The sequence below is a fragment of the Kribbella sp. NPDC050124 genome, from assembly GCF_044460355.1.
Classification (GTDB): domain Bacteria; phylum Actinomycetota; class Actinomycetes; order Propionibacteriales; family Kribbellaceae; genus Kribbella.
In genome coordinates this window covers 46761-57965 of sequence record NZ_JBITJU010000039.1, presented here as the reverse complement: position 1 = coordinate 57965, position 11205 = coordinate 46761, and the positions used below count along the sequence as shown (strand labels likewise).

The 11205-nt window shown below is 68.1% G+C and carries 12 protein-coding genes and 2 tRNA genes; 4 read left to right on the top strand and 10 right to left on the bottom strand.

The window, feature by feature from the left end:
- Positions 1-91: 91 nt before the first annotated feature.
- Positions 92-688, bottom strand: a complete 597-nt coding sequence (locus ACIBL3_RS44510) for a hypothetical protein (RefSeq protein WP_396360083.1) — start codon at positions 686-688, stop codon at positions 92-94.
- A gap of 230 nt (positions 689-918) precedes the next feature.
- Between ACIBL3_RS44510 and ACIBL3_RS44505 the strand changes: the two genes are divergently transcribed.
- A complete protein-coding gene (locus ACIBL3_RS44505) occupies positions 919-1701 on the top strand; it encodes an HNH endonuclease family protein (protein ID WP_396360082.1) in 783 nt (260 codons plus the stop codon).
- On the opposite strand, the gene ACIBL3_RS44500 is transcribed toward ACIBL3_RS44505, so the two are convergent.
- The 4 genes from ACIBL3_RS44500 to ACIBL3_RS44485 all read right to left on the bottom strand — a co-directional run bounded on the left by ACIBL3_RS44500 (position 1702) and on the right by ACIBL3_RS44485 (position 3479).
- Entirely contained in the window at positions 1702-1986 is a 285-nt protein-coding gene (locus ACIBL3_RS44500) for a hypothetical protein (protein WP_396360081.1), read from the bottom strand.
- A gap of 130 nt (positions 1987-2116) precedes the next feature.
- Positions 2117-2806: a hypothetical protein gene (locus ACIBL3_RS44495; protein ID WP_396360080.1), complete on the bottom strand. Its 690-nt coding sequence runs from the start codon at positions 2804-2806 to the stop codon at positions 2117-2119.
- Position 2807: 1 nt separating this feature from the next.
- Positions 2808-3050 carry a hypothetical protein gene (locus ACIBL3_RS44490; RefSeq protein WP_396360079.1) on the bottom strand — a complete coding sequence of 81 codons (243 nt, stop codon included), beginning with the start codon at positions 3048-3050 and terminating at the stop codon, positions 2808-2810.
- Positions 3051-3155: 105 nt separating this feature from the next.
- Positions 3156-3479 carry a hypothetical protein gene (locus tag ACIBL3_RS44485; protein WP_396360078.1) on the bottom strand — a complete coding sequence of 108 codons (324 nt, stop codon included), beginning with the start codon at positions 3477-3479 and terminating at the stop codon, positions 3156-3158.
- 80 nt (positions 3480-3559) lie between these two features.
- Here ACIBL3_RS44485 and pepN point away from each other — a divergent pair, with 80 nt between their 5' ends.
- Positions 3560-5992 (top strand): aminopeptidase N, encoded by a 2433-nt coding sequence (gene pepN / locus ACIBL3_RS44480; protein WP_396360077.1) that lies wholly within the window; start codon positions 3560-3562, stop codon positions 5990-5992.
- 127 nt (positions 5993-6119) lie between these two features.
- On the opposite strand, the gene ACIBL3_RS44475 is transcribed toward pepN, so the two are convergent.
- Positions 6120-6193, bottom strand: a tRNA-Ile gene (locus ACIBL3_RS44475).
- Positions 6194-6321: 128 nt separating this feature from the next.
- Between ACIBL3_RS44475 and ACIBL3_RS44470 the strand changes: the two genes are divergently transcribed.
- Positions 6322-6465 (top strand): hypothetical protein, encoded by a 144-nt coding sequence (locus ACIBL3_RS44470; RefSeq protein ID WP_396360076.1) that lies wholly within the window; start codon positions 6322-6324, stop codon positions 6463-6465.
- 163 nt (positions 6466-6628) lie between these two features.
- On the opposite strand, the gene ACIBL3_RS44465 is transcribed toward ACIBL3_RS44470, so the two are convergent.
- From ACIBL3_RS44465 to ACIBL3_RS44450, 4 genes are all read right to left on the bottom strand, one after another.
- Positions 6629-6701: transfer RNA gene (locus tag ACIBL3_RS44465), tRNA-Asn, on the bottom strand.
- A gap of 125 nt (positions 6702-6826) precedes the next feature.
- Positions 6827-7366, bottom strand: coding sequence for a hypothetical protein (locus ACIBL3_RS44460; RefSeq protein WP_396360075.1), 540 nt, complete (start codon positions 7364-7366; stop codon positions 6827-6829).
- Positions 7367-7445: 79 nt separating this feature from the next.
- On the bottom strand, positions 7446-8333 hold the full coding sequence (locus ACIBL3_RS44455; protein ID WP_396360074.1) for an RNA polymerase sigma factor RpoD/SigA: 888 nt from the start codon (positions 8331-8333) through the stop codon (positions 7446-7448).
- A 294-nt stretch (positions 8334-8627) separates the two neighbouring features.
- Complete coding sequence (locus ACIBL3_RS44450) at positions 8628-10184, bottom strand: amidohydrolase family protein (protein ID WP_396360072.1); 1557 nt, start codon at positions 10182-10184, stop codon at positions 8628-8630.
- Positions 10185-10428: 244 nt separating this feature from the next.
- On the opposite strand from ACIBL3_RS44450, the gene ACIBL3_RS44445 reads away from it, so the two are divergent.
- Positions 10429-11205, top strand: a complete 777-nt coding sequence (locus tag ACIBL3_RS44445) for a uracil-DNA glycosylase family protein (RefSeq protein ID WP_396360071.1) — start codon at positions 10429-10431, stop codon at positions 11203-11205.

The window sequence follows — 11205 nt, the reverse complement described above, 5'->3', positions numbered from 1 at the left end:
GCCCTACTGCACAAACTCCAGCGATTCCTGGCGTACTGGATCGGCACCTGCCCCACCTGCCACCAGCACTACCCGACCTAACAAAGTACTACTAGTAGGTCCGCATCCAGCGCGGCGACACCTGCTCCCAACCACGCGCCCACTCCCGCGCCCGGCGCCGATCGAGTGACCACCGCACCAATCGGAACACCGCCCACAACAACGGCCAAACCACCATCACCAACGTCAACGAGATCACTCCGCCGAGCGCAGCGCTGTCGGCCGGCTTCTTGGGCTGCCGCACCTGCGCGCCACTCCGATCGAGCCAAACCGTCAGCTCGGTCCCCGCCTTGGTACCGATCAGGACGTCCGCGTGCCCCTCACGAGGCAGGCCCGCCGCATCAACCCACCTGACCCGGATCCGCGCGCTGACTACCCCGGGTGCCGGCGTCGAGGTGTCCTCAGCAGTCCACGCCTTCACCTGGCGCGTTTCAGCCCGCACCTGCTGTGCCGACCGCTCGGCCCGCTCCCGAACCAGCCCGCCAACGCCGAGCGCCCCTGGCACCACCAACACCGCGGCCACCAGTAGGCCGACCAGCACCAGACCCTCAACCCGATCGACGCCCCGCCGCATCGCATTGCGCCCGAACCCAAGGCGCCGAAGCTGCCCTAGAACCCAGTCGCCCCGGCGCAGACGCCCGCCTCTCATCCGGCCTCCTCGATCCACGCCGGCGTCCCAGCCACCCGACGTACCTAAAGGCAAGACCGAACAAGCCCCCACGCTGTGACGGCGGCCTACTACTTCAAGCGCTCGGAGACGGTAGCGGCAGTCAACAGCCCGCACCAACAACCTCCGCTCGCGCAACTCGAAGCGACATAAATTGAGCTGACCCGTTGCGTGAGGCGGGCGGGACGTCAGGGGTGGCTTAAGGTCGCGGGATGCGCATCCTCCTGGCCGCCACGATTGTGCTCGGCTTCGCGGCTGCCGGGTGCGCCTACCCGGTAGCTGGCGCCGGCCCGAACCCGTCGCCATTGACCACAGCCACCCGCAGTCCCGCTGCGGTCCAGCCGGCTGGCACGGCCAAGCTGATCTCTGCCGAACTCCGCCAGATCCGCGTCATCGCCGCCCGGCCCGACGTGCCTGGCTACAAGCGCGACCTGTTCGGGCAGACCTGGACCGACGATCACACCGGCCGTGGTGGCCACAACGGCTGCGACACCTGTAACGACGTACTCGCGGCCCAGTTGACTGCGGTGCAGTACCGCAGTCGCTCGAGATGCGTGGTCATCGCCGGCGCTCTTCCCGCCGAGCCGTACACCGGTCGCCGGATCGAGTTCCGCAAGGCCGCCGCGGCCAAGGTGCAGATCGATCACCTGTATCCGCTGGCCCGGGCGTGGGACATGGGCGCCGCACGTTGGCCGCTTCAGCGACGCGTCGACTTTGCGAATGACCAGACAGCGAACCTGCTGGCTGTCGACGGACCGGCGAACGCGTCCAAGAACGACGACGGGCCCGGCGAGTGGCTGCCGATCAACCGCAGCTACCGGTGCATCTACGTCCTCCGATACCTCCAGGTCGCCCGCAAGTACGCGCTGCCGATGCATCTACGTCCTCCGATACCTCCAGGTCGCCCGCAAGTACGCGCTGCCGATCACCGCGGCCGACCGCGATGCTGCCCAGGCGATCACCCGATCCTGCTCTTAGAGCCGACACGACCATGATCATTGGTGGATTCTTCGGACCGCGGTTCGGCGCGAAGCGAGCCCGGGTTCGCGCAGCGCACGAGGGAGGAGACCCTCGATCACGAACCACCACGCGACTGCCGCGATGATCGCGAGGGCTTCGCTGCGTACGAGCGCACCCAGTCCGGCCCCCGCCGAGGCGAAGAGAGCGGCAGCGATCGTGACTCCGAGCCCGGTGATTGCGGCGTCTCCGGTCAGCAGGTCGACGGACAGGTCCTTGGCGGGGTGGCGGCCTCGGAGCGGAACCAGTGCGTGACCTATCACGTGCGACACCCGCGCGCAGACGCTAGGGCGGCCGGCGGACGACCAGTTCCACTGCGGATGAGCTCGGCGCGGCCGTGGCGAACCGTCGGCCGGTGTGGGCCGGCCGACGGTTCCGGGTGGGACGGTGGTGTCAGTTGATGACGCGGAAGCCGTTGCGTTGGCCCAGTTTTGTCAGGCTTTCCCTGCCTGGGATGCCGTCGAACGGTGGCGGGACCGTGGCCTTCTGCCACTTGGCGTAGGCCTTGCGGAACTCGGTCCCGGCGTAGCCGTCGACGAACTCCGCCGGCTTGAGGCCCTGGTGCCGCAGCGCCTTCTCCACGATCAGGACGTCCTTCTCGTGCAGCCCCTGCCCCTGCGGACGGAACTGATCACGACGGGCGGCATCCTGGACGTTGCTGAGGTCAACAGCCGGCAGCAGTGGTGTGGGCGCGCCCGGCCGCCAGACCCGGACTCCATTGACGTCCTCGCTCCAGCCGCGGTACCGCTGTCCCCAGTTGCGGGTGATGAACGAGATCGCAACCCTGTCGATCTTGCCGCGCCGCTTGATGTCGTTGCTGAAGCAGGTCCCGTCGCCGGCGCTGATGGCGACGTGCCCGTCACCTCCATTGGTCCACCAGACGGGGACTCCGAGTGGTGGCGTACCGGTGGTGCCGTGCCTGAAGTCGGTCCCGAAGTAGCCCTTCTCGGCCGATCCGTACAGCGGTCCGACGTTGAAGCACTTCCGGACGAAGACCAGACACAGGCGGAACCAATCCTGGCTCGGGTTGGTCACTTGGCCCTTCGCGAAGTTGATCGCGGCCTGCCCGGTGCGGATCGCCATCTCACTGCCCCCCGTCCGGATCGACCTCGTCGGCCGACTTCACTGCATCGTCGGGCCGAGTCTCCTGACCCGGTTCCTCGCCCGGTTCGAAGGCGACCTCGTCGCTGTTGCCGCCCGGCTCGGCGAACTCGCTGTCGAGCGCCGGGTCATCGGCCAGCATCCCCGCCGACTCGCTCAACGGCAGCAACGTACTTTCGTCCAACACGTCGACAGATTCTGAACTGTCGACCACTACCTCGCTCATCGCGAAACCTCCCCTGTTTGCTGGTACCTCCACTAACTACGCTCACGGGGCCCTCGCGACATCCGAGGAAAACCCTCAGATCCGCGGCACCAACCCCTCAGATCCTCAGCCAGCGGACGGCTCGCCTTCGTGGCCGGCGACCCGGCGTGCCACGCCGCCGGCCGAGCACACCAACCAACAGTTCGGCAACAGCGCCGGCGGATCGGATGGAAGATCGACACCCATGGCCGCGGCGGCTACGTCGCCGGCTTTCCTGCCGGCCGCGGTCAGCGGGTCCCCGCGCCGCTCGGCTGTCAACCAGAGCCGGACGAACTCGCTCACCCGCACATACAGGCTCTCCCGGCGGATACGCTCGAAATCGCGGACAGTCAGCTCCGAACCACAACACGATCCCAGTGCGAGCCGACAGGTTTCCGACGCGATGGCCACGTCCGGGCACGGGCCTCCGGCCTGCTGGGTGTGGGGGTCTGGTCCACAGTGGGTTGGACGAGTGTTCGAAGGGGGAAGTGATGGGTGTTCGGAGTCTGACCCAGGCTGAGGCTGAGGGGCGGTCGGGCCTGCTGACGGTGGAGCGGTATGACGTTGCCGTTGACCTGACCGATCTGCCGGGCGGTTCGCGGGTTCGGTGTGAGTCGACGATCACGTTCGGCTGTAGCCGCCCCGGAGTCGAGACCTTCGTCGACTGTGTGGCGGAGGTTGAGGAAGCGGTGCTCAACGGGGTCGCGCTGCCGGCGGTCGTCGGGGGCCGGATCGCACTGGCCGGTCTCGGCGAGCACAACGTCCTCACTGTGGTCACTGTCCCGGACTGCTCGAGCGGTGAGCAGGGTGTTCACAAGGCCGTCGATCCGGCCGACGGCGAGGTGTATGCGTACACGGACTTCACTCCCGACTACGCCCGGTACGTATGGGCGTGTTTCGATCAGCCCGACCTGAAGGCGCCGTACGCGTTCACGGTGACGGCTCCGCCCGGTTGGCTGGTGTTGTCCAACAGCGGCGATCCGCGGATCGAGGATCTCGGCTCCGCGCGGCGCTGGACCTTCCCGCCGACGCCACCGCTGGCGACGTACAACACCGTGATCAACGCCGGCCCGTACTACGAGCTGCGCCGGAGCGGCGCGGGTCACGATCTCGGCCTCTTCGCTCGTCGGTCACTGGCTCCGATCCTTGACCGGGACGCCGACGAGCTCTTCACCCTGACCACGCAAGGGCTCGAGTTCTTCGCCGACAAGTTCGGCATGCCGTTTCCCCAGCACAAGTACGACCAGGTCTTCACGCCCGAGTTCCCTGGCGCGATGGAGAACTTCGGCTGCGTCACCTGGATGGACTGGTTCCTGCGCCGGACCACCCCGACGCGTGCGGAGTGGGACCACTTCTCGCGGTACCTGTTGCATGAACTCGCGCACATGTGGTTCGGCAATATCGTCACGATGCGCTGGTGGGACGACCTGTGGCTCAACGAGGCGTTCGCGGACTTCGCGAGCAACTGGGCCGCGGTCAGCGCGACGTCCTACACCGACGCCTGGGTGGCGCATCTGGCCGACGAGAAGCACAGGGCCTATTTCGTCGATCAGGGACCGACCACGCACCCGATCCGCCAGCTTGTCCGGGACGTCTCCGAGGCCGAAGCGACGTTCGACGCCATCACCTACGCCAAGGGTGCGTCGGTGCTGCAACAGCTGATGACGTATGTCGGTGAGGCAGAGTTCTCCGCGGGGCTGACCAGCTACTTCGCCAAGCATGCCTGGGGCAACACCACGCTGGAGGACCTGATCGGTGCGGTTGCCGAGTCGAGCGGACGTGACCTGGACCAGTGGCGTGCGGGGTGGCTGGAAACCGCAGGTACCGACCGGCTGACCCTGGATCACGACGGGGATGGTTTCGTCCTGGTCGCGAAGGGCCCCGGTGGGCAGCCGCGGCCGCAGGTGCTTGCCGTCGGCGCCTACCGGGGACAAGGCGACCGCCTCGAGCGGGCGGCACTCGTTGAGGTAGAGGTCGCGGGCGAACTGACTCGGATCGACCTGCCGGCCGGCGCGGACCTCTACCTGGTCAACGACGAAGACCTGACCTTCGCCTCGACAAGACCTGATGCCGCGAGCAGAGACGCGTTCTTCGGCAACGCCGCCCGCCTGCCCACACCCATCTCGCGGAGTGTCGCGGTCACCACGGCCTGGGACATGCTGATCAACGGCGAAGCGTCGGCCGCTCAGGCCGTGCAGTGCCTTACCGGGGTGCTAGCGGTCGAGACGTCCGCGTCGGTGATCGAGCCGTATCTCGACCTGGCTGTCGAGGCCGCGGACCTGTGGAGCCCGGAGTCGGAGCGGGATGTGCTGATGCGGTCCGTGGCGGCAGCGTGCCGCAGCCTGTCCGGCGTCGGCGCCTACCGGAAAGCGGCACTGCGTGGTTTCGCCCGTACCGCAGACGACCTGGAGCAGGTTCGGTGGCTCCAGGTCGAGGCCGGTGCGGACGTCGATCTCCAGTGGCGAGCGCTGGTCCGCAAGGCTCAGCTCGGCAGCCCGACCGCTACCGAGGCGCAGGCCCTGCTCGACCGGGACCCGGATCCCGAGGCGTGGGTCAGAAGGCTTCAGGTCCGTGCGGCGACCCCGGACCCGGCTGAGAAGACGGCGGTGTGGCAGACGATGGTGACGGAGCGCGCGGTGCCGCTGGCTTCGGTCTACTCGGTTGCGGGGCTGTTCTGGACCGCCGGCCAGGACGACCTGCTGAGGCCCTACGCGGAGGCCTATCTCGAGCTCCTGCCGAGCATCCACCGCGGCGGAGGCGGGCCGGCGAGAACCTTCACCAGACACCTCTTCCCGCAGTTCGGTATCGACCTGACTTTCGTGGGACGGGCGGAGGCCCTTGCGGCAACAGCTGTCCCGGTCGTCCGCGCGAACCTGCTCGAGCGTGCTGATCGAATGCGCCGCATGCTCCGCTCCCGCGGCTGACCTCCTTCCGGAGCGCCGCCAGGCGCGGACTGTTACATGAGGTTCGTGGACGGGGCATGGCATGCCAACTGGCCCGGGTTGCGGGCCGCGCCGTGCACATTGCCTCCTGACCTGCGGTTTTGTGTTGTAGGGCGGGTGGGACTCGAACCCACGACCCAAGGATTATGAGTCCTCTGCTCTAACCGGCTGAGCTACCGCCCCGTGTGCGGGTGATCGTATCGGGTTTGGGTGGGTGGGGCGGGAAACCAGGGGTGGGTCAGGGGTTTGACTGAGGGGTGGGTGGGGTGGACCGGGCATGATGGAGGCAGGTCCCGAGGAAGGGAAGACCGATGGGCTGGTTCATATTCTTCGTGCTCGTGGTGGGCGCGGTGGCGGCGTACAAGTACCGGGTGCCGCTGATCGCCAAGCTAACGGGTCAGCCGCAGCACCGCATCCAGCGGGCGATCGATCGCCGGAAGGACGACAAGCGCTGATCGGGGGCTGCTGAGTCGGGCTGGGTGGTGGTGGCTGAGTGCGGCCGCCGCCCGGCCTTCTGGGCTGCCGGCGAGGGTGCCGGCGCTTGCGGTGAGCGTCGTGCGGCGTACGTCGTCACGACATGAAAGAAGCCGGTTCCTGAGCGGATACCGGCTTGGGTTGCTCCCGCGACTGGACTCGAACCAGTAACCTGCCGGTTAACAGCCGGCTGCTCTGCCAATTGAGCTACGCGGGATCGGTGTGTATCTTGCCCCCGATCCCCGAGGACCTGAGTAGGTTAGCAGGCCCGGGTCGAACTACAAAAACGGGATTCCGGGGCAGGGAGTTGGCTTCCGGGGCAGCTTCGGGCGTGGCTGGCGGTCAGATGCCGAACTCGTCGCGGACCGACTTCAGGGCGGCTTCGGCGGCGTCGACGATGCCGGGCTGGCTGGGCTCCAATCCCTTGTCCAGAACGAAGTTCCAGGCGACCGGGGCGTCGGTGTCGGCGGGGCTGCGGCGGCCGACGATGCGTACCCCGCGCTTGCCGGCCAGCGGGACGTGACGCTGGACGATGATGCTCGCGTCGACGCGTTCGCGGAGCAGCTGGCCGAAGCGACCGGGGTCGTCGAGCTTGAGCTCGGTGACGCGCAGTGGAGTGCCGAACGGGGTGGTCTCGTAGATGTGCATCACGGACGCCTCGGAGTCCCAGCCGGCGCGCTCGATCGCCTCCCAGCCGACGCGGCGGAGCTGGTCCGGGGCGTCGGTGGGGAGGTAGACGGCGGCGCGCGTACCGGCGACCCAGTGGCCGTCGGCCAGCTGGACCGCGGCGAGGATGTCTTCTTTGCCGCCGGTCGCTTGCTTGGACGTGGCGGTCACTGACTCGGTCAGTTCGCGGGGCCAGGTGGTGCGCCGGAGTCTCACGCTCCCATCATTCCAGTTGGCTCAATTGTGGTCTGGGTGTGGTGCCGCTGCCGCAGCCGCCGCGGGGTGCTGTGGGTGGTCAGGCGGCGTAGTCGCGGAGGTGGGGGGTGGCTCGGCGGCGGAGGTGGCGGAGGGCTTCTCGTTCGAGGGTGCGGATCTGGTCGGGGGTGAGGTTGAGGGCGGTGGCGGCTTCTTCGGGGGTGCAGGGGTTGTGGCCGTTGAGGCCGTAGCGGTGGTGGATGACGGTTTGGTGCAGGTCGTCGAGGAACTGCAGGTGGTGGGCCAGGTCGCGGCGGAGGGCGGCTTGCAGGACGAGGGACTCGTCGTCGATCAAGGGTTCGGAGTCGTCGAGGTCGAGGGTTTCGGGGTGAACCCGCCAGGCTTGGGCGCGTTCGACGCGGGCGATGGTGAGGTCGGCCGAGGTGGCCAGCTCCTGCGTGGTGGGTTCGCGGCCCAGGCGCTGGGTGAGGTCGTGCCGGATCGCGGCCAGTCGGCAGGCGTCGGCGTACGCCTGGGCCGGCATCCGCACCAGGCGTGACCGGTCGGAGATCGCGCGCCCGATCGACTGCTTGATCCACCAGATCGCGTACGTCGAGAAGCGGTGCCCGCGGCGGTGGTCGAACCGCTCGACTGCACGCATCAGGCCGATGTTGCCTTCCTGGATCAAGTCCAGGAGCGAGATGCCCTTGCCGGTGTAGCGCTTGGCGAGCGACACGACCAGGCGCAGGTTGCCCTCGATCATCCGTCGCCACGAACGGCGGCCGAGCGCGACCACCTGCCGCAGGTCGGCAGGGTCGTGATCGGCCGGCTGGCCGGCGGCCAGGAGCTCGGCGGCCAGCAGACCGGCCTCGATCCAGCGCGAGTGCTCGTTGACCTCCTCCAGGGTGAGTAGTTCGTGGTGCCCGATGTCGCGCAGGTACGCGATGAGCGCGGTGATGTCGGCGGGTTCGCAGTCGAGCTCGGCCATCCGTTCCCCTCTCTTCGACAAAGAGAGTGCCGTGATCTGCCCCGGTTCGGGGTGCTGACTTTCTGTCGGTGGATAACTACCGCAGGTCATCACAACTGCCCTGTGGATAACAGGCGTCACCAGCTGCAGGAGCCGTATGATGCGCGGCCGCGGCTAGGTGGGGGAGGTCTGAGGCGGAGACCAGCCGATGCCGAGTGGGCGCCGAGGGGGTGGGGCGGGGGCAGATCAGCGCGGGCAGAGGGGAGGGCAGGGGCCTGCCCGGAAGAGTGGCGCTGGGGCAGGCGGTGCAGGGCATCAAGTCATATATCCCCGCAGGCCGGAGAGGAGGCCGTTGTGGAAGGGGTTGGCGTCGACGGCGTCGAACCAGGCGGGGCCGGTGGTGAGTGGCTCGTACGGCGGGATGGTGACAGGAGGCGGTGTCGCTGCGGCGGGGCCGCGGCGGCGGAGGTCGCTGTCCAGTTCAGGCGCTGGCATGTCGGGCAGCAGGACAAAGGTGCCGTCAGAATCCATCGGCTCGTCACCCGCGACCGCGGCAGCGAAGCCAGTCTCGTCGGCGGCAGCGAGAGCGGCGAAAGTGGCCGCCGCCCGGGCTGAGGCCGCCGACGGGTTCTTCCGGATCTCCTCGAGCTCGGCCAGCACCGACTTCCAGGTGACCGTCGAGTCGCCGTAGTCGATCGACCGGGACAGCCGCCCGACCGAGATCGCGGTCGCCGCGGGAGCCACCACCTTCATCAGCGACCGGAGCCCGTACCGCACCCGCCCGCCGACGATCACCAGCCGTACGTCGGCCTCCGTCGCCGCGATCAGGTTCCGGTGGACGTCGGCGTGATCCCGCCGTACGACGATCAGGTCGGCGAGCGCGCCACGCTCGATCCGGCCGAGCGGATGCGGCCAGACGCCCGACAATGCCTCGCCGGGATTGGATGTTGCCAGCCGCACCAATTCCTCGTCCGTGAACACCGGCGCCGGCTGGGCCTTGTTCCAGATATCGGCGACCTTCAACTCCCACAGCACATTCCGGGTCCCCGACGGCGCCCAGTCCGAACCGATGCACAGCCGTACTCCGGCCGCTTTCGCGGTGGCCACGTCCGCGGTCGCGCCGTACAGCCAGTAGTTGGAGAACGGCGACCAGACCAGACTGGATTTCCCGGCCTTCATCCGGGCGAAATCGGCCGCGGTCAGCGCGCCGCCGTGAATGGCGACCAGCTGCGGTGTGACCACGCCGACCTCGTCGAGCAGTTGGAACTCCTTGCGCAGTTTGGGATCCGACCCCTCGGCCGAATGCGCGATGAATCCCCGTCCCTGCTGGACGGCGGCGGCGTACGGCGCCAGCGCTTCTTTGCTGTCGGCAACAAGAGTGCTGACCCGGATGAAGTCGTCGTGGGTGCCGAGCTTCTCGGAGTCGATGTTGCGGATCAGGTCGTTGTCCGGGGGTACGGCGCCCCGCGGGTTGCCCTGGATCGACGTCGTACCGCCGACGATCGCGCGCGTTTCGACATACCGGAGCAGGGCGCGACCGGCCGCGGCGCCGAGCAACCGGGCGGGCTGGCTGATCTGGGCGCTGTACGTCGGCGCGCGTCCCCACTGGTTGTGGGAGGTCCACGGAACCGTGCGCGAGGGCTCGGTCCACAACGGCAGGCTGTTGTACATCAAATGGTTGTGCAGGTCGATCAGGCCGGGATAGATGAGGCCGCCTGCAACAAGTCGCGACGCGTTCTCGAAGCCGGCGGGTACGGCGTCCAGCGGTGTGACAGCCGCGATCAGTCCGTCGTCGCCGACGTAGACCGCGCCCTGCTCGAGCACCTCGCCACCGGACCGCATCGTCACGACGGTTCCACGCAGTACAAACATTGTCCCTCCCGCTTTACAATCCCTGTGGGTGTGTCTGATGGTCCCGCGCCTACTGCGCGGCACTCGGCACGGCACCTCGCCGCACGTGAGCAAAGGCCACGATGCTCCGCATCGAGACCTTCGCTCCCGCACGCCGATGCACCGCACCGAGCACCTGCTCGCGACGGCGCGGGACCATCAGACACACCCTGCCGCCCCTGTTCACGAGCGTAAGTCAGGAATCGTTGAGGGGGAGGTATTGACGATGGCCGATTTCGATCCAGGTCCGCCGGCCGCGGTGGCGCGGCACTTCGCGAATGTGCCCAGTTATGCGGATTTCCGGCAATTGTTCTGGCACGACTGGGGTCCGGTGTTCTACCGGGGCCGGCTGAATCGCAGCGCGCGGTTGCTCGCGATCGCGTCCGATCCCGGGCCGACCGAGCGGATCGCGGGCCGGACGCTGGTGGGGGATGCCGGGCAGCGCGTGCAGGGCTTCCTGACCAAACTCGGCCTCACGCGCAGCTATGCGCTCGTCAACGCCTACGCGTATGCACTGCTGCCGTCGCGCGCGCAGCAGGCGGCGCCACTCCTGTCCAAGCCCGACCACCTCAGCTGGCGTAACACGCTGTTCGACCTGATCACCGGCCCTGACCTACAGGCGATCGTCGCGTTCGGGACGCAGGCGCGGGCAGCGCTCAGGTTGTGGGAGAACAAGCCGGACGTGCCCGTCTTCGAGGTGCCGCACCCGTCGAGCCGGAGCCCGAAAGTGCTCCTGGACAGCTGGCGCGCCGCGGTGACCGACCTTCGCGCGATCGTCACACCGGACGCCGACGGCGACCCGTCGGTGCCGAACTACGGACCGAAGTTCCTCGAGACCGACTACGCGTGCATTCCGGCGCGCGACCTACCATTCGGCGTGCCGCCGTGGCTGGGCGACGACGCCTGGGGTCGCAAGGACAAGCCAAGACACAACAACAGCGTGGAGCGCCCAGCCAGCGATCTCCGCAACACCCTGGTCTGGCGGGCCCCGAAACTCGGCTGA

Coding starts and splice junctions, on each gene's coding strand:
- ACIBL3_RS44510 (WP_396360083.1), bottom strand. CDS start 688: ATGAGAGGCGGGCGTCTGCGCCGGGGCGACTGGGTTCTAGGGCAGCTT.
- ACIBL3_RS44505 (WP_396360082.1), top strand. CDS start 919: ATGCGCATCCTCCTGGCCGCCACGATTGTGCTCGGCTTCGCGGCTGCC.
- ACIBL3_RS44495 (WP_396360080.1), bottom strand. CDS start 2,806: ATGGCGATCCGCACCGGGCAGGCCGCGATCAACTTCGCGAAGGGCCAA.
- ACIBL3_RS44490 (WP_396360079.1), bottom strand. CDS start 3,050: ATGAGCGAGGTAGTGGTCGACAGTTCAGAATCTGTCGACGTGTTGGAC.
- pepN (WP_396360077.1), top strand. CDS start 3,560: ATGGGTGTTCGGAGTCTGACCCAGGCTGAGGCTGAGGGGCGGTCGGGC.
- ACIBL3_RS44470 (WP_396360076.1), top strand. CDS start 6,322: ATGGGCTGGTTCATATTCTTCGTGCTCGTGGTGGGCGCGGTGGCGGCG.
- ACIBL3_RS44455 (WP_396360074.1), bottom strand. CDS start 8,333: ATGGCCGAGCTCGACTGCGAACCCGCCGACATCACCGCGCTCATCGCG.
- ACIBL3_RS44450 (WP_396360072.1), bottom strand. CDS start 10,184: ATGTTTGTACTGCGTGGAACCGTCGTGACGATGCGGTCCGGTGGCGAG.
- ACIBL3_RS44445 (WP_396360071.1), top strand. CDS start 10,429: ATGGCCGATTTCGATCCAGGTCCGCCGGCCGCGGTGGCGCGGCACTTC.